The following is a 15,889-nucleotide window of genomic DNA, read 5'->3' on the forward strand; positions in this document are numbered from 1 at the left end:
TCTTACTTCTCCTCGACGCGGGTGTGGGTGACGGCGGGCTGGTTGCCGCCCAGCAGCAGGTACAGGACGGCCATCCGGATGGAGACTCCGTTTGCGACCTGCTCGATGGCGGTGCAGCGCTCGGAGTCGGCGACCTCGGCGGTGATCTCCATGCCGCGGACCATCGGGCCGGGGTGCATCACGATGGCGTGCTCGGGCATCTTCGCCATGCGGTCGCCGTCCAGGCCGTAGCGGCGGGAGTACTCGCGCTCGGTGGGGAAGAACGCGGCGTTCATCCGCTCGCGCTGGACGCGGAGCATCATCACCGCGTCGGACTTGGGCAGGGTGGCGTCGAGGTCGTAGGAGACCTCGCAGGGCCAGGTCTCGATGCCGACCGGGAGCAGGGTGGGCGGGGCGACCAGGGTGACCTCGGCGCCGAGGGTGTGCAGCAGGTCGACGTTGGAGCGGGCGACCCGGCTGTGCAGGACGTCGCCGACGAGGGTGATGCGCTTGCCGGAGAGGTCCTGGCCGATGCCGGCGTCCCGGCCGACCAGGCGGCGGCGCATGGTGAAGGCGTCCAGCAGGGACTGGGTGGGGTGCTGGTGGGTGCCGTCACCGGCGTTGATGACGACCGCGTCGATCCAGCCGGAGTTGGCGAGCCGGTAGGGCGCGCCGGAGGCGCCGTGCCGGATGACCACCGCGTCGACGCCCATGGCCTCCAGGGTCTGGGCGGTGTCCTTCAGGGACTCGCCCTTGGAGACGCTGGAGCCCTTGGCGGTGAAGTTGATGACGTCGGCGGACAGGCGCTTCTCGGCGGCCTCGAAGGAGATCCGGGTCCGCGTGGAGTCCTCGAAGAAGAGGTTGACGATGGTGCGGCCGCGCAGGGTCGGCAGCTTCTTGATGGGCCGGTCGGCCACCCGGGCCATCTCCTCGGCGGTGTCGAGGATCTGGACGGCGTCGTCGCGGGTGAGATCGGCGGCCGAGATGAGATGACGCTGCATCTGTCAGGCTCCGTAAGGCAGTTCAGTTCGGGAGATTCCGGGCAGGCGTGGGCACGCCGGGATCCGGCGGGTCCGGTCGGCTCGCTACTGGGTCGGCTTCACACCGAGCAGGACGGTGTCGCGACCGTCCTCCTCGACGAGGTGGACCTTGACCGTCTCCCGCAACGACGTGGGGAGGTTCTTGCCGACGTAGTCGGCGCGGATGGGCAGTTCGCGGTGGCCGCGGTCGACGAGCACGGCGAGCTGCACCGCGCGGGGGCGGCCGATGTCGTTGAGCGCGTCGAGGGCGGCGCGGATGGTGCGGCCGGAGAACAGCACGTCGTCGACGAGGACGACGAGGCGGCCGTCGATGCCGTCACCGGGGATCTCGGTGCGGGCGAGGGCACGCGGCGGGTGCATGCGCAGGTCGTCGCGGTACATGGTGATGTCCAGCGAGCCGACCGGGATCTTGCGTGCGGTGATCTCTTCGAGCTTGTCGGCGAGCCGCCGGGCGAGGAAGACGCCTCGGGTGGGGATGCCGAGAAGAACCACGTCGTCGGCGCCCTTGGCGCGTTCGACGATCTCGTGGGCGATGCGGGTCAGGACCCGCGCGATGTCGGGACCCTCAAGAACGGGCCGCGCATCGGACGCTTGGGTGTCCATACGGAAAGGACCTCCTTCTCCGCCTCACGGGACGGACCTTAAAGGACGTCGGGTTTGCGTCATCCACCGTAGCAGGCCGGGAAACGGACCCCGATCACCCCCTTGGCGCAATCGGCCACCGCTACCACGGAAGAGTCGGTGTGGACCATTCGGCTTGACGCACGAGTGTCACGCTGCGTAACCTCACAGTGAGTTACCAGCCGCGCGGCAGGAACCCCTCCCGCCGCGTCGACGACACAGTGTCCGGGGAGCTATATGTCCAGCGAATACGCCAAACAGCTCGGGGCCAAGCTCCGGGCCATCCGCACCCAGCAGGGCCTTTCCCTCCACGGTGTCGAGGAGAAGTCCCAGGGGCGCTGGAAGGCCGTGGTGGTCGGCTCGTACGAGCGCGGCGACCGTGCCGTGACCGTGCAGCGTCTTGCCGAGCTGGCGGATTTCTACGGCGTGCCGGTGCAGGAACTGCTCCCGGGCACCACTCCGGGCGGCGCCGCCGAGCCGCCGCCGAAGCTGGTCCTGGACCTGGAGCGGCTGGCGCACGTGCCGGCCGAGAAGGCGGGCCCGCTCCAGCGCTACGCGGCGACCATCCAGTCGCAGCGCGGTGACTACAACGGCAAGGTGCTCTCGATCCGCCAGGACGACCTGCGCACACTCGCCGTCATTTACGACCAGTCCCCCTCGGTCCTCACCGAGCAGCTGATCAGCTGGGGTGTGCTGGACGCCGACGCCCGTCGCGCGGTGTCCCACGAGGAGAGCTGAGCCTTCTGGCGACTCAGCAGAAACGTGCCGCCGGGGTGGCCCGAACCGTTCGGTTCGGGCCACCCCGGCGGTCTTTTCCATGCCCTGGCGGTCCTGTCGATGTGCGGGCACGCAGAAGGCCCACAGCGGATCGCTGTGGGCCTTCCGAGGACCGGTGGGCCTCCCGAGGGCCGGGATGCCCTCCTACGCCTCCTCGCGGCGCAGCGAGGGCTTGAGCTCCTTCAGCCGGCCGAGCAGGCCGTTGACGAACGAGGGCGACTCGTCCGTCGAGAACTCCTTGGCCAGCTGCACCATCTCGTCCAGCACGACGGCGTCGGGAGTGCCGTCGACCCAGATCAGCTCGTAGGCGCCGAGCCGCAGGATGTTGCGGTCCACGACCGGCATCCGGTCCAGCGTCCAGCCGACCGAGTACTGGGCGATCAGCTCGTCGATGCGCGCCGCCTGCCGGGCGTAGCCCTCGACCAGCTCCATCGTGTACTCGCTCACCGGCGGCTGCCGGGTGTCGGCCCGGGAGTGCCGGACCCAGTCCGCGAGGACCGTCAGGACGTCGACGCCACGCTGGTCGCCCTCGAAGAGGATCTGGAAGGCGCGCTTGCGGGCCGTGTTGCGGGCAGCCACGGTTAGCTGTTCACCCGGCCGAGGTAGTCGCTGGTGCGGGTGTCGACCTTGATCTTCTCACCGGTGGTGATGAAGAGCGGGACCTGGATCTGGTGGCCGGTCTCCAGGATGGCGGGCTTGGTGCCACCGGTGGAGCGGTCGCCCTGGACGCCCGGCTCGGTCTCCTTGATGGTCAGCTCGACGGCGGCGGGCAGCTCGACGAAGAGCACCTCGCCCTCGTGCTGCGCGACGGTGGCGGTGAAGCCCTCGATCAGGAAGTTGGCGGCGTCGCCGACGGCCTTGCGGTCGACCATCAGCTGGTCGTAGGTCTCCATGTCCATGAAGACGAAGTAGTCGCCGTCCATGTAGGAGAACTGCATGTCGCGCTTGTCGACGGTGGCCGTCTCGACCTTCACGCCGGCGTTGAAGGTCTTGTCGACGACCTTCCCGGAGAGCACGTTCTTGAGCTTGGTGCGCACGAAGGCGGGGCCCTTGCCGGGCTTGACGTGCTGGAACTCGACGACGGACCAGAGCTGGCCGCCTTCGAGCTTGAGCACCATGCCGTTCTTGAGGTCGTTCGTGGAAGCCACGGTTGCGGAATCTCCTGGACTGACGTGGACGACCCCGGGGGCACGCACCTGCCTATAGTGCGAGCAGCTCCTTGGTCGTGATGGTGAGTAGCTCGGGTCCGCCGTCCGCCTCGGGGCGGACGACGAGCGTGTCATCGATCCGGACGCCGCCCCGGCCCGGGAGGTGGACCCCCGGTTCGACGGTGACCGGCACGCAAGCGTCCAGTTTACCCATGGCCGCGGGGGCCAACTGCGGGTCCTCGTCGATTTCGAGTCCGACGCCGTGCCCGGTGAGCGGTGGCAGTCCCTCCGCATGGCCCGCGGAGTCCAGCACCTGACGTGCCGCGCGGTCCACGTCCCGGAAGGCGGCGCCGGGCGCGAGGGTCTCCCGTCCGGCGCGCTGAGCGGCGAAGACCAGGTCGTACAGCTCGATCTGCCAGTCCGCGGGCGAGGTGCCGATGACGAAGGTGCGGCCGATCTCGCAGCGGTAGCCGCGGTAGGTGGCGCCCAGGCAGACGGAGAGGAAGTCGCCCTCCTCGACCCGCCGGTCGGTGGGCCGGTGCCCGCGGCGCCCGGAGTTCGGCCCGGTGGCGACGGAGGTCGGGAAGGCGGGGCCGTCGGCGCCGTGGTCGACCAGCCGGCGCTCCAGCTCCAGCGCGAGATGCCGTTCGGTGCGGCCGACGAGGATGGACTCCAGGAGTTCCCCGAGCGCCTGGTCGGCGATCTCGGCGCCGATGCGCAGACAGGAGATCTCCTCCTCGTCCTTGACCACCCGGAGCTGCTCCACGGCACCGCCGAGGTCGCCGAGGCGGATACGGGGGGCCACCGAGCGGATCTCCCGGTGCCGGGCGACGGTCAGGTGGTGCTCCTCCACGGCCAGGGTGTCGGCGCGCTGGGCGTCGGCGAGACCGGCGGCGGCCACCGCAGGGTCGCCTCCGGCGCCGGGGAGGACGTGGACCCGCAGGGCCTCGTCGGGGCGGCCCTCGGAGGGGCGGTCGTCCGGGGGGCTCACGCACACCAGGACGTCCTCGGTACGGCCGATCAGCAGGACGGCGCCGCGGGGGGCCGCGCCCGCGAGGTAGCGGACGTTGGCGGGACGCGTGACCACGGCGGACTGGCTGCCGCCGGCCTGGCAGCGGTCGCGGAGTCGTGCTCTTCGGGTGGCGTACACCTCTGACATGTGTCGAGCGTAGGAGTTTTGTCCGAGGTGCGCGTTTTGGGAGGGCCGTGTGGGGGTGGGTCCCGGAGCGGGCTCCGTCCCGGAGCGGGCTCCGCTGTCTACCAGCTCGGCGGGCTGGCTATCGAGCGGGACAGGACCTCGTTCAGGACCTGGGCCGTCTGCGGGACGTCCATCTGGGAGTTGTCGATGATCGGCAGGCCCGAGCCGTACCAGCCCGCCATGCGGCCGTGGATACGGGCCACCTCCTCGTCGGTGAGGCGGCGGTTGCCGGAGCGCTGGGCGTTGCGCTCCAGGACGATCTCCAGGCCGGGCAGCAGGACCACCGGCAGCAGACCGGGGCCGACATGGCGCTTCCAGCCGCCGAGACCGACGACCGGGCGGTCCGGGAAGACGGCGTCGTCGAGGATGCAGGAGATCCCGTTGGCGAGGAAGTTGCGCGCGGCGAAGCCGCAGGTGCGGCGGGCCAGCCGGTACTGGGCCTCGGAGTTGTCGTTCCAGCCGGTCTGCGGGTCGGCGAACCCGGAGCGGACCCACTCACGCACGTCGTCGAGGCTGATGTGGGCGGTGGGGACCCGGCGGTGGTCGGCCCAGTACTTGGCGACGCTGGTCTTCCCCGCGCCCGCCGGGCCGATGAGCAGCACCGCGAGCGTGGTGGTGGACGGGTCGGGCGCGGCCGGGGTGTTCGGCACGGCGACCGGGCCGCCGGGCGGCAGCGGCACATGGCCGGTGGTGTCCGGCGCCGGGTGCGGCGGGATGTGCTGCGGGGCGGGCGGCACCTGGCCGGGGGGCGGTGCGGTGAATCCCGGAGGTGGGGGCACCGGGGCGGCTCCCTGGTGCGGACCCGGGTGTTGTGCGGCCGGGGACCAGCCGACGGCCGGTCCGTGCCCCGGCTGGTGGGGCGGCGGCAGCGGAGAACCCACTGCGTGCTGCATCCGGTGCCACTCCATCTCGTACGGGCCATGAGCGTGGGCAGCGGGGGCCGAACCCCCGTTCCCTACCGAACGGTACCGCCCCCGGCCGCCGTTTGGTGAACGGCCGGGAGCGGCAGGAAGTGCCCATTCCCACAGGAAAATCGGGCGTACGGCGTCCTGACGGACTTACTGCCCCACTTCTCCGTACGCGGCGAGGAGCACCGCCGGGTCGGGACCCTCAAGGACGGTCGGCTTGGCGAGGCCGTCCAGGACGATGAAGCGGAGCAGGTCGCCGCGGGACTTCTTGTCGACCTTCATGGTCTCCAGCAGCTTGGGCCACTGGTCGTGGCGGTAGTGCAGCGGAAGACCGACGGACTGAAGGATCGCGCGGTGCCGGTCGGCGGTGGCGTCGTCCAGCCGCCCCGCCAGGCGCCCGAGTTCGGCGGCGAAGTGCATGCCGACGGCGACCGCCGCGCCGTGCCGCCACTTGTAGCGCTCGTTCTTCTCGATGGCGTGGCCGAGGGTGTGGCCGTAGTTGAGGATCTCGCGCAGGCCCGACTCCTTCAGGTCCGAGGAGACGACCTCGGCCTTCACACGGATGGAGCGCTCGATCAGCTCGGCGGTGTGCGGGCCCTCCGGGCTGCGGGCGCCCTCGGGGTCGGACTCGATGAGGTCGAGGATGGCCGGGTCGGCGATGAACCCGGCCTTGATGATCTCGGCGAGCCCGGAGACGTAGTCGTTGACCGGGAGGGAGTCCAGCGCGGCCAGGTCGCACAGGACTCCGGCGGGCGGGTGGAAGGCGCCGACGAGGTTCTTGCCCTCGGCGGTGTTGATGCCGGTCTTGCCGCCGACGGCCGCGTCGACCATGGCGAGCACCGTGGTGGGGATGGCGATCCAGCGCACCCCGCGCAGCCAGGTCGCCGCCACGAAACCGGCGAGGTCGGTGGTGGCACCGCCGCCCACGCCGACGACCACGTCGGTGCGGGTGAAGCCGGACTGGCCGAGCGCCTTCCAGCAGTAGGCGGCGACCTCGGCGGTCTTGGCCTCCTCGGCGTTGGGCACCTGGATGGCGACGGCCTCGTAGCCCTGTCCGGCGAGGTCGGCGCGCAGGGCCTCGCCGGTCTCGGCGAGCGCCTCGGGGTGGATGACGGCGACGCGCTTGGCCTTCTCGCCGATCAACCCGCCGAGTTCGCCCAGCAGCTGACGGCCCACCAGGACCTCGTACGGCTCGCTGCCCGCGGTGCCGCCGACCTGGATCCGGGTCACTGCCTCGCTCATGCTTCCTTCAACTCCAGTGCGTCGAGCACGGCTTGGGTCACTTCTTCGGGCGTGCGGCCGTCCGTCGCGACGACCGCCGTGGCGATCTGCTCGTACAGGTGCCGCCGGGCCTCCATCAGCTCGCGCCACTGCTTGCGCGGGTTGACCGCGAGCAGGGGACGGGCGGCGTTGAGGCCGGTCCGCTTGACGGCCTCCTCGACGTCCATCGAGAGGTAGACCACCGGCTGCCCGGCGAGCAGGGCACGCGTGTCCTCGTCGAGGACGGCGCCGCCGCCGAGGGCGAGGACCCCGTCGTGCCCGGCGAGTGCGCGGCGCACCGCTTCCTTCTCCAGCGCGCGGAAGGCGGGCTCGCCGTCGTCGACGAAGATCTCGGAGATGGCCCGGCCCTGCCCGGCGACGATGTCGTCGTCGGTGTCGCGGTAGCCGACGCCGAGCCGCTCGGCGAGCAGCTGTCCGACGGTGGACTTGCCCACGCCCATCGGGCCGACGAGCACCACCACCGGGTTCATCGGATCGCCAGGTTGTCGAGGTACGAGCGCACGTTGCGGCGGGTCTCCGCCACGTTGTCGCCGCCGAACTTCTCGGCGACCGCGTCGGCGAGGACGAGGGCCACCATGGCCTCGGCGACGATACCGGCGGCCGGGACCGCGGAGACGTCGGAGCGCTGGTGGTGGGCCTGCGCGGCCTCGCCGGTGGTGACGTCGACGGTCTGCAGGGCGCGCGGCACGGTCGCGATCGGCTTCATCGCGGCGCGGACCCGCAGCAGCTCACCGGTGGACAGACCGCCCTCGGTGCCGCCGGAGCGGCCGGAGACGCGCTTGATGCCCTCGGGCGTGTTGACGATCTCGTCGTGCGCCTTGGAACCGGGCACCCGCGCCAGCTCGAAGCCGTCGCCGAGCTCGACGCCCTTGATGGCCTGGATGCCCATGAGGGCGCCGGCGAGGCGCGCGTCCAGCTTGCGGTCCCAGTGCACATGGGAGCCGAGGCCCACGGGGACGCCGTAGGCCAGGATCTCGACGACACCGCCGAGGGTGTCGCCGTCCTTGTGGGCCTGGTCGACCTCCGCGACCATCGCCTTGGAGGTGTCGGCGTCCAGGCAGCGCAGCGGGTCGGCGTCCAGCTTCTCGACGTCGGCCGGGGTCGGGTAGACGCCCTGCGGGGCCTTGACCGAGCACAGCTCGACGACATGGCTGACGATCTCGATGCCGGTCGTCTCCTTCAGGTACGAGCGGGCCACCGCGCCGAGCGCCACGCGGGCGGCGGTCTCGCGGGCCGAGGCGCGCTCCAGGATCGGGCGGGCCTCGTCGAAGCCGTACTTCTGCATACCGGCGAGGTCGGCGTGGCCGGGGCGGGGCCGGGTCAGCGGGGCGTTGCGGGCGAGTCCGGCGAGGATCTCCGGGTCGACCGGGTCGGCCGCCATGACCTGCTCCCACTTGGGCCACTCGGTGTTGCCGACCATGATCGCCACCGGGGAGCCGAGGGTCAGGCCGTGCCGGACGCCGCCGAGGAAGGTGACCTCGTCGCGCTCGAACTTCATCCGCGCACCGCGGCCGTAGCCGAGCCGGCGCCGGGCCAGGTGGTCCGCCACCATCTCCGTGGTGATCGGCACGCCGGCCGGGAGGCCCTCCAGCGTCGCCACGAGTGCGGGGCCGTGGGACTCCCCCGCGGTCAGCCAGCGCAACCTGCTCAACGATGCTCCTCAGTGCTCGCGCCCTGGTACTGCCCTTCGTACGCGCCTCGTGGCGTACGGCGACGGCTGGACCAGGTGCGCGGCCCCGGCCCGCCATGTCCGATCCTCCCACGTCCCGGCACGGTGCCCGGCCGCCGGTCCACCAGGCGGACGCGAATGTGTCAGGGCGCGGCGCGGCTGCGGCATCAGACCGCGGGGTCCTCCGGGCGCCGCTGCGGGGCGTAGGCGCCGAGGTAGTCGGCACCGCTGCCCTGGTCGTACGGCACGGGCGTGGGCGCGGGCTGCGTCCCGGCGCTGCGCAGGGCCCGGCGCTGGACGATCTTGTTGCGCAGCTTCAGGCCCCAGGTGGCGAGCACGGCCAGGATGATCAGGACGAGCGCGGTGTGCTGGGCCCAGTCGGGCAGGAACCCCAGCAGGCTCTCGAAGATCTGCGTCTTCGCGGACGCCAGCGGCTGGCCGGTGGTCATGATCGGTCGTTCCCCCTCCTGGCCCCGCCTCCTGCGGAACCGGACGGGAGCCTAGCGATCTTCGAGCGCGTGTTCCCCTGCTTTTCGCATCGCGTCCAGCGGCGCCGGGGCGCGGCCCGTCATCTGTTCGACCTGGAGGACCGCCTGGTGGACCAGCAGGTCGAGGCCGCTGACCACGGCGCCGCCGAACATGGACCAGCGGGCGGCGAGGTCGGTGGGCCAGGGGTCGTAGAGGACGTCGAAGAGGGTGGCGGGGCGCTCGGGCACGGCGGTGGCGAGGGCGTCGGTCGTACCGGCCGGGGTGGTGGCAATGACCAGCGGCGCGCGGAGCGCTTCGGCGGCGTCGGACCAGTCCGCCGTACGGACCTCGACGTCGAGCCGTTCGCCCCATTCGCGCATCTCGGCGGCGCGGGCGGCGCTGCGGACGTAGGCGACAACCTCGCCGGTGCAGATGCGGGAGAGCGCGGCCAGCGCGGAGGAGGCGGTGGCGCCGGCGCCCAGGATCGCGGCGGAGTCGACCTGCTCGATGCCGCGCTCGCGCAGCGCGGCGACCATGCCGGGGATGTCGGTGTTGTCGCCGACCTTGCGGCCGTCCTTGGTGAAGACCACGGTGTTGACCGCCTCGACCGAGCGTGCCGTCTCGCTGATCTCGTCGAGCAGCGGGATGACCGCCCGCTTCAACGGCATGGTCAGCGACAGCCCGGCCCACTCCGGACCGAGGCCGGCCAGGAAGCCGGGCAGCGTCTCCTCGTCCACCTCGAACCGGTCGTACGTCCAGCCGGTGAGCCCCAGCTCCGCGTACGCCGCCCGGTGCAGCACCGGGGAGAGGGAGTGGGCAATGGGCGAGCCGAGCACCGCGGCCCGTCGGGCTTCACTGCCCTGAACTGTCATCGAACCTGTTCCTCAGTCGTCTCTTCCACGTCCCCGCCGTCACCGGGAGGCGTTGAACTCCTGCACCAGCTTGTCGTGCTCGGCGAGGGTCTTGGTGAACTTGCTGGTCTTGCCGTCCAGCGAGATGAAGTAGTACCAGCCGTCGTCGGTCGGGTTGAGCGCGCCCTTGAGCGCCTCCTCGCCGGGGTTGTCGATCGGGCCGGGCGGCAGTCCCTTGACGAAGTACGTGTTGTACGGGTTGTTGAACTTGCGCAGCTCTTCGATCGACAGGTCGATCTTGCTCTGGTTCTTGATGTAGTTGTACGTGGAGTCGAACTCCAGCGAGCCGTAGGTCTCGGGGTTGTTCTTCTCCAGGCGGTTGTAGACGACCTCGGCCATCTTGCGGAAGTCGTCGTGGCTGGTGCCCTCGGCCTGCGCCAGGCTCGCCACGGTGAGCAGCTCCCAGGGTCCGTCCAGGCCCAGGCCCTTGGCCTTCTTCTCCAGGCCGAGCTTCTCGTACTGCTCGGTGGCGCGCTCGACCATGTCCTTCAGGACGGCCTCGGGCTTCTGCCCCTTGGCCACGGGATAGCTCGACGGGTAGAGGAAGCCCTCCAGCGGGTCCTTGACGTTCTCGTGGTTCAGCGCCCAGTCGGGAAGGCCGAAGCTCTCCCACTTCTTGGCGGCGACCTTCTTCGTCGTGCCCTTGTCGATTTCGAGACGCGCGTCGATCATCTCGTAGACCCGGACATTGCGGGTGCCCTCGGGGATGATCAGATTGCTCTGGCTCTCCGGGCTGAGCATCATCGCGACGGCGGCCTCGGCCGACATCTCCCGCTCCAGCGTGTACACGCCGGCCTGGATCGACTTGCCCTTGGGGTTCTTCTGCTGCGCGGCGACGAACGCGTCGACGCTCTTGACCACGCCCTTCGCCTTCAGTTCCTGGCCGATGGCATAACCGCCCGCACCCTTGGGGATCTCTACGGTGACCTGCTCGCCATTGCCGCCCCCCGCATAGTCCTCAGGTTCGGCGAAACGATCCTGGTAAAACTGGTACCCGAAATATCCGACACCGGCGACACCGCCGCCGAACACGAGCAGGACCACGAGACACGCGCATCCGCTGCGGCGTTTCTTGCCGCCTTTGCCACTGCGTCCGCGTCGTTCGCCGCGGGTCCGCCGGTCCCCCGCGTCGTCGTCGAGGTCGTCGTCATCGTCGTCGCGGCCCGCGAAGAAGGCGTGCTCACCGCGGTCCGGCCCGGGGTCCCAGTCGGTGCGCGGCTCCGGTTCCGGTTCGGGCTGCGGCGCGGGTTCGGCCCGGCGCCTGCCCGGCGGCTCGGGCGGCGGGTACGCCTCGGGGGTGCCGTAGTAGTCCTGCTGCTGCCCGTAGGCCGCGGCGGCCTGCTGACCGTACGGATCGGAGGGATCGGGGTACGGGACCTGCCCGTGCGCGCCGGTGCCCCACCCGGAGTTGTCGTACCCCTGCTGGTAGCCCTGGTTGGCGTAGTACTGCTGCTGATGCTGCTGACCGTACTGCTGCTGGTCGTACTGGGGCTGCTGCCCGCCCTGCTGACCCCAGTCGCCGTACTGCTGCTGGTGCTGCGCCTGCTGCTGCTCCGGATAGTGCTGCGGCTGGCCGCCGTAGGGGGACTGCTGACCCGCCTGGGCCTGCTGTCCTCCCCACCCGTCGTCCCCGTAGTACGGGTCCTCGGGGTGCCACGGTTCGGAGCCCTGGCCCCGGCCATACTCAGTCATCGATCCCCTAGAGCCGCGAGGTGGTGGCCGCTTGGGGCGTCGAGCCCGGTGCTTCCGTTCCGCCTCTCTTTGTGCGGTGGCTGTTCGAACACCATCGCATCGCGCGGAACGTTACCGTATCGCGATCAGATGACCACTTCGACGCCCTCGCCGGGTGCTTTACCTGACACCCGTTCGGATTCCAGCGCCTGCTGGAGGATGATCACAGCGGCTGCCTGGTCGATGACCGATCTGCCCTTTTTGGATGTCACGCCCGAGGCGCGCAGTCCTTGACTCGCCGTCACCGTGGTCATCCGCTCGTCCACGAGCCGTACCGGGACCGGCGTGATCATGCGCGCCAGTTCCTGGGCGAAGCCGCGGACCTTGACCGCGGCCGGGCCCTCGCCGCCCTTGAGGGAGCGCGGGAGCCCGACGACGACCTCGATCGGCTCGTACTCCTCCACCAGCGCCTTCAGCCGGCGCTGGGCTGCCGGGACGTCCCGGCCCGGCACCGTCTCCACCGGGGTGGCGAGGATCCCGTCGGGGTCGCACGAGGCGACCCCGATGCGGGCGTCCCCGACGTCGATGGCGAGCCGACGTCCTCTGCGCATTACTTGGCCGTCTCCTGCACCAGACGCTCCACGGCGTCCACGGCCTCACCGACGGCCGCCGGGTTCTGTCCGCCGCCCTGGGCGACGTCCGGCTTGCCGCCACCGCCGCCACCGAGCGTCTTGGCGGCGGTACGGACCAGGTCACCGGCCTTGAGACCGCGCTCGCGGGCGGCCTCGTTGGTGGCGATGACCGTGAGCGGCTTGCCGTTGTTCACCGTGAACAGGGCGACCACGGCGGCGCGTCCGCCCTGGATCCGGCCGCGCACGTCGAGGACCAGCTTGCGCAGGTCGTCGGCGGTGGTGCCGTCCGGGACCTGGCCGGTGACGACGGCGATGCCGCGGATGTCCCGGGCGGACTCGGCGAGACCGGCGGCGGCCTGCAGCACCTTCTCGGCGCGGAACTTCTCGATCTCCTTCTCGGCGTCCTTCAGCTTGCCGAGCATCGCGGAGACCTTCTCCGGCAGCTCCTCCGGACGTCCCTTGATCAGCTCCTGGAGCTGGGCGACGACCGTGTGCTCACGGGCGAGGAAGTTGTAGGCGTCGACACCGACGAGGGCCTCGATACGGCGCACACCCGAGCCGATCGACGACTCGCCGAGCAGCTTGACCAGGCCGAGCTGGGCGGTGTTGTGGACGTGCGTACCGCCGCACAGTTCCTTGGAGAAGTCGCCGATGGTCACCACGCGGACCCGCTCGCCGTACTTCTCGCCGAACTCGGCGATGGCGCCCTGCTTCTTGGCCTCGTCGATGCCCATGACCTCGGCGTGCACGTCCAGGTCGCGGGCGAGCACCTCGTTGATCTTCTGCTCGACGTCGGTCATCACGGCCGTCGGCACGGCGGAGGGCGAACCGAAGTCGAAGCGGAAGCGGCCGGGCTGGTTCTCCGAACCGGCCTGGGCGGCCGTCGGGCCGAGGGCGTCGCGCAGCGCCTGGTGGGTGAGGTGGGTGGCGGAGTGGGCGCGGGCGATGGCCTTGCGGCGCCGGTTGTCGATCGAGGCGTGGGCCTTGGCGCCCACCGTGACCTCGCCGACCTGGACGACGCCCTTGTGGACGTAGACGCCCGGGACCGGCTTCTGGCAGTCGCGGACCTCGATGACGGCCCCGGAGTCGACCTTGATGCGGCCGGTGTCGCCGATCTGGCCGCCGCCCTCGGCGTAGAAGGGGGTGCGGTCCAGGACGATCTCGACCTCGTCGCCCTCGGTGGCGGCCGGGGAGGAGGCGCCGTCGACGAGGATGCCGACGATCGTGGACTCGCCGGAGGTGTCGGTGTAGCCGATGAACTCGGTCTCACCGGCGCTGTCGGCGATCTCGCGGTAGGCACCGAGGTCGGCGTGGCCGGTCTTCTTGGCCTGGGCGTCGGCCTTGGCGCGCTCGCGCTGCTCCTTCATCAGGCGCCGGAAGCCGTCCTCGTCCACGGACAGGCCCTGCTCGGCGGCCATCTCCAGGGTGAGGTCGATCGGGAAGCCCCAGGTGTCGTGGAGCAGGAACGCCTTGTCGCCGGAGAGGACCTTGCCGCCGGCGGCCTTGGTCTCGGTGACGGCCGTGTCGAGGATGTTGGTGCCGGCCTTCAGCGTCTTGAGGAAGGCGTTCTCCTCGGCGAGGGCGACCTTCTCGATCCGCTCGCGGTCGGTGATCAGCTCCGGGTACTGCTGGCCCATCATGCCGATGACGACGTCGATGAGGTCCTTGACGACCGGGCCGGTGGCACCGAGCAGGCGCATGTTGCGGATGGCGCGGCGCATGATGCGGCGCAGCACGTAGCCGCGGCCCTCGTTGCCCGGCGTGACGCCGTCCCCGATGAGCATGGTGGCGGTGCGCATGTGGTCGGTGACCACGCGCAGGGAGACGTCCGAGTCGTGGGCGTCGCCGTAGGCCACGCCGGTCAGCTCGGTGGCCTTGTTGATGACGGCCATGGAGGTGTCGATCTCGTACATGTTCTGCACGCCCTGCAGAATCATGGCGAGGCGCTCCAGGCCGAGCCCGGTGTCGATGTTCTTGCTCGGCAGCTCGCCGAGGATCTCGAAGTTGTCCTTGCCGGTGCCCTCGCCCCGCTCGTACTGCATGAAGACGAGGTTCCAGATCTCCACGTACCGCTCGTCGTTGACGGCGGGGCCGCCCTCGACGCCGAACTCGGGACCGCGGTCGTAGTTGATCTCGGAGCAGGGGCCGCAGGGGCCGGGCACGCCCATGGACCAGTAGTTGTCCTTCATGCCGAGGCGCTGGATGCGCTCCTTCGGCACACCGACGACCTCGTGCCAGATGCGCTCGGCCTCGTCGTCGTCCTGGTAGACGGTGATCCAGAGCTTCTCCGGCTCCAGGCCGTAACCACCCTTGTCCTGGGGCGTGGTGAGCAGCTCCCAGGCGTACTTGATGGCGCCTTCCTTGAAGTAGTCGCCGAAGGAGAAGTTGCCGCACATCTGGAAGAACGTGCCGTGCCGGGTGGTCTTGCCGACCTCCTCGATGTCCGGCGTGCGCACGCACTTCTGCACGCTGGTGGCGCGCGGGAACGGCGGCTTGACCTCACCCAGGAAGTAGGGCTTGAAGGGCACCATGCCGGCCGGGACGAGGAGCAGAGTCGGGTCGTCCGCGATGAGCGACGCCGAAGGGACGACGGTGTGCCCGCGCTCCTCGAAGAAGCTCAGCCAGCGGCGGCGGATCTCAGCCGACTCCATCAGTGGTCCTCATTCCGGTTGTACGAGTACGTCGTGCTGTCGATGACGTACGTCTTCGGCTTGTTGCGGTTCTCGATCGCGGCGTGCCGCCGCGGTGCGGGGAGTTCGGGGTCCTCGCGGATGCCGAGGGCGTCCTCCAGCTCGGCCTCCCGCTGGGCCATGTTGTCGCGGACGTCGAGCGCGAAGCCGACGGCCCGGTCCTTGAGCCGGTTCCCCGCCTCCAGCGCCTTGTTGGCGGCCTGGGTGGCGATGTGCTCGGGGGTCAGCTGCTTCAGTTTGCGGTTGACCTTGGTGGTGGCCCACACACCGGCCGCGACGCCCGTGGTGAACCAGAAGCTACGGCGGAACATCGGTGGCTCAGCCCTTCTTCCGCTTGCTCCGTCGCGCGGCCGGAACCGTGCGGCCCACGATCACCGTACGCCGGGGCTCCCGCGCGGGCACGTCGTCCTTGCGGCCCGCGATGGCCCGGCGTACGCCGTAGCCGAATGCCGCGACCTTCACCAGCGGGCCGCCGAAGGTGGAGGCCACCGTGGTCGACAGCGCGGAGGCGTTGGAGGTGACCTCCTGGACGTCGGAGGCGATGGCGTCGACCCGGTCGATCTGGGTCTGCGCCGAGCGCACCGCCGAGGAGGCGTCCGCGAGCAGCGGTACGGCCTGATCGGTCACGTCCGCGACCAGCTTGGTGGTCGCCCTGAGCGTCTGGGCCAGCCTCACCAGTGCCACGGCGAGGAAGGAGACCAGGATCGCCCAGAAGACGGCCACCAGGATCCCGGCCACCTCTCCACCGGACACTGTGTGCACCCGCTCCCTGAAACGCGCCTCAACATCGAAAAGTCGTGGACCGAGCCTATCGCGCCGGGCAAGGCGGTCCGTACCGCATTACCGCGCGCGGGGCGGCGGGTTCCGGGGAGCGATTGTACGGAGTGAACACGCTT

The 15,889-nt window shown here is 70.5% G+C and carries 17 protein-coding genes; 1 reads left to right on the plus strand and 16 read right to left on the minus strand.

Annotation, left to right across the window (positions count from 1 at the left end; all coding sequences use genetic code 11):
* Positions 1 to 2: 2 nt before the first annotated feature.
* On the minus strand, positions 3 to 980 hold the full coding sequence (locus GA0115233_RS05540; protein WP_093718944.1) for an aspartate carbamoyltransferase catalytic subunit: 978 nt from the start codon (positions 978 to 980) through the stop codon (positions 3 to 5).
* Between the two features lie 84 nt (positions 981 to 1,064).
* The gene (pyrR, locus tag GA0115233_RS05545; protein ID WP_093718945.1) at positions 1,065 to 1,622 is read right to left on the minus strand and encodes a bifunctional pyr operon transcriptional regulator/uracil phosphoribosyltransferase PyrR; all 558 of its coding nucleotides are present in this window, start codon (positions 1,620 to 1,622) and stop codon (positions 1,065 to 1,067) included.
* 255 nt (positions 1,623 to 1,877) lie between these two features.
* Here pyrR and bldD point away from each other — a divergent pair, with 255 nt between their 5' ends.
* Complete coding sequence (gene bldD, locus GA0115233_RS05550; protein WP_003956405.1) at positions 1,878 to 2,378, plus strand: transcriptional regulator BldD; 501 nt, start codon at positions 1,878 to 1,880, stop codon at positions 2,376 to 2,378.
* 183 nt (positions 2,379 to 2,561) lie between these two features.
* Here bldD and nusB read toward each other — a convergent pair whose 3' ends face one another.
* The 14 genes from nusB to GA0115233_RS05625 all read right to left on the minus strand — a co-directional run bounded on the left by nusB (position 2,562) and on the right by GA0115233_RS05625 (position 15,755).
* On the minus strand, positions 2,562 to 2,996 hold the full coding sequence (nusB, locus tag GA0115233_RS05555; protein ID WP_093718946.1) for a transcription antitermination factor NusB: 435 nt from the start codon (positions 2,994 to 2,996) through the stop codon (positions 2,562 to 2,564).
* Between the two features lie 2 nt (positions 2,997 to 2,998).
* Positions 2,999 to 3,565, minus strand: a complete 567-nt coding sequence (efp, locus tag GA0115233_RS05560) for an elongation factor P (RefSeq protein WP_093718947.1) — start codon at positions 3,563 to 3,565, stop codon at positions 2,999 to 3,001.
* Between the two features lie 52 nt (positions 3,566 to 3,617).
* Complete coding sequence (locus GA0115233_RS05565) at positions 3,618 to 4,724, minus strand: aminopeptidase P family protein (protein ID WP_093718948.1); 1,107 nt, start codon at positions 4,722 to 4,724, stop codon at positions 3,618 to 3,620.
* A 98-nt stretch (positions 4,725 to 4,822) separates the two neighbouring features.
* Positions 4,823 to 5,656, minus strand: coding sequence for a Pro-rich N-terminal domain-containing protein (locus tag GA0115233_RS05570; protein WP_093718949.1), 834 nt, complete (start codon positions 5,654 to 5,656; stop codon positions 4,823 to 4,825).
* Between the two features lie 165 nt (positions 5,657 to 5,821).
* The gene (gene aroB / locus GA0115233_RS05575; protein ID WP_093718950.1) at positions 5,822 to 6,913 is read right to left on the minus strand and encodes a 3-dehydroquinate synthase; all 1,092 of its coding nucleotides are present in this window, start codon (positions 6,911 to 6,913) and stop codon (positions 5,822 to 5,824) included.
* On the minus strand, positions 6,910 to 7,422 hold the full coding sequence (locus GA0115233_RS05580; protein WP_093718951.1) for a shikimate kinase: 513 nt from the start codon (positions 7,420 to 7,422) through the stop codon (positions 6,910 to 6,912). The genes aroB and GA0115233_RS05580 overlap by 4 nt, the downstream gene beginning before the upstream one ends.
* Positions 7,419 to 8,603, minus strand: coding sequence for a chorismate synthase (gene aroC / locus GA0115233_RS05585; RefSeq protein WP_093718952.1), 1,185 nt, complete (start codon positions 8,601 to 8,603; stop codon positions 7,419 to 7,421). The genes GA0115233_RS05580 and aroC overlap by 4 nt, the downstream gene beginning before the upstream one ends.
* Positions 8,604 to 8,788: 185 nt before the next feature.
* Positions 8,789 to 9,070, minus strand: coding sequence for a hypothetical protein (locus GA0115233_RS05590; protein ID WP_093718953.1), 282 nt, complete (start codon positions 9,068 to 9,070; stop codon positions 8,789 to 8,791).
* Between the two features lie 51 nt (positions 9,071 to 9,121).
* A complete protein-coding gene (locus GA0115233_RS05595) occupies positions 9,122 to 9,961 on the minus strand; it encodes a shikimate dehydrogenase (RefSeq protein ID WP_093718954.1) in 840 nt (279 codons plus the stop codon).
* 39 nt (positions 9,962 to 10,000) lie between these two features.
* Positions 10,001 to 11,692 carry an endolytic transglycosylase MltG gene (gene mltG, locus GA0115233_RS05600; protein ID WP_093718955.1) on the minus strand — a complete coding sequence of 564 codons (1,692 nt, stop codon included), beginning with the start codon at positions 11,690 to 11,692 and terminating at the stop codon, positions 10,001 to 10,003.
* A gap of 125 nt (positions 11,693 to 11,817) precedes the next feature.
* A complete protein-coding gene (gene ruvX / locus GA0115233_RS05610) occupies positions 11,818 to 12,282 on the minus strand; it encodes a Holliday junction resolvase RuvX (RefSeq protein WP_093718956.1) in 465 nt (154 codons plus the stop codon).
* On the minus strand, positions 12,282 to 14,954 hold the full coding sequence (gene alaS, locus GA0115233_RS05615) for an alanine--tRNA ligase (protein ID WP_093718957.1): 2,673 nt from the start codon (positions 14,952 to 14,954) through the stop codon (positions 12,282 to 12,284). The genes ruvX and alaS overlap by 1 nt, the downstream gene beginning before the upstream one ends.
* The gene (locus tag GA0115233_RS05620) at positions 14,954 to 15,304 is read right to left on the minus strand and encodes a hypothetical protein (protein WP_093718958.1); all 351 of its coding nucleotides are present in this window, start codon (positions 15,302 to 15,304) and stop codon (positions 14,954 to 14,956) included. The genes alaS and GA0115233_RS05620 overlap by 1 nt, the downstream gene beginning before the upstream one ends.
* 7 nt (positions 15,305 to 15,311) lie before the next feature.
* A complete protein-coding gene (locus GA0115233_RS05625) occupies positions 15,312 to 15,755 on the minus strand; it encodes a DUF948 domain-containing protein (protein WP_093718959.1) in 444 nt (147 codons plus the stop codon).
* Positions 15,756 to 15,889 lie beyond the last annotated feature (134 nt).

It is taken from the genome of Streptomyces sp. DI166 (assembly GCF_900091315.1).
Classification (GTDB): domain Bacteria; phylum Actinomycetota; class Actinomycetes; order Streptomycetales; family Streptomycetaceae; genus Streptomyces; species Streptomyces fuscus.

Bases quoted from the DNA above. Each gene is read 5' to 3' on its own strand.
- GA0115233_RS05540 (WP_093718944.1), bottom strand. From the start codon at position 980: ATGCAGCGTCATCTCATCTCGGCCGCCGATCTCACCCGCGACGACGCC.
- pyrR (WP_093718945.1), bottom strand. From the start codon at position 1,622: ATGGACACCCAAGCGTCCGATGCGCGGCCCGTTCTTGAGGGTCCCGAC.
- bldD (WP_003956405.1), top strand. From the start codon at position 1,878: ATGTCCAGCGAATACGCCAAACAGCTCGGGGCCAAGCTCCGGGCCATC.
- GA0115233_RS05565 (WP_093718948.1), bottom strand. From the start codon at position 4,724: ATGTCAGAGGTGTACGCCACCCGAAGAGCACGACTCCGCGACCGCTGC.
- GA0115233_RS05570 (WP_093718949.1), bottom strand. From the start codon at position 5,656: ATGCAGCACGCAGTGGGTTCTCCGCTGCCGCCGCCCCACCAGCCGGGG.
- aroB (WP_093718950.1), bottom strand. From the start codon at position 6,913: ATGAGCGAGGCAGTGACCCGGATCCAGGTCGGCGGCACCGCGGGCAGC.
- GA0115233_RS05580 (WP_093718951.1), bottom strand. From the start codon at position 7,422: ATGAACCCGGTGGTGGTGCTCGTCGGCCCGATGGGCGTGGGCAAGTCC.
- GA0115233_RS05590 (WP_093718953.1), bottom strand. From the start codon at position 9,070: ATGACCACCGGCCAGCCGCTGGCGTCCGCGAAGACGCAGATCTTCGAG.
- GA0115233_RS05595 (WP_093718954.1), bottom strand. From the start codon at position 9,961: ATGACAGTTCAGGGCAGTGAAGCCCGACGGGCCGCGGTGCTCGGCTCG.
- mltG (WP_093718955.1), bottom strand. From the start codon at position 11,692: ATGACTGAGTATGGCCGGGGCCAGGGCTCCGAACCGTGGCACCCCGAG.
- ruvX (WP_093718956.1), bottom strand. From the start codon at position 12,282: ATGCGCAGAGGACGTCGGCTCGCCATCGACGTCGGGGACGCCCGCATC.
- alaS (WP_093718957.1), bottom strand. From the start codon at position 14,954: ATGGAGTCGGCTGAGATCCGCCGCCGCTGGCTGAGCTTCTTCGAGGAG.
- GA0115233_RS05620 (WP_093718958.1), bottom strand. From the start codon at position 15,304: ATGTTCCGCCGTAGCTTCTGGTTCACCACGGGCGTCGCGGCCGGTGTG.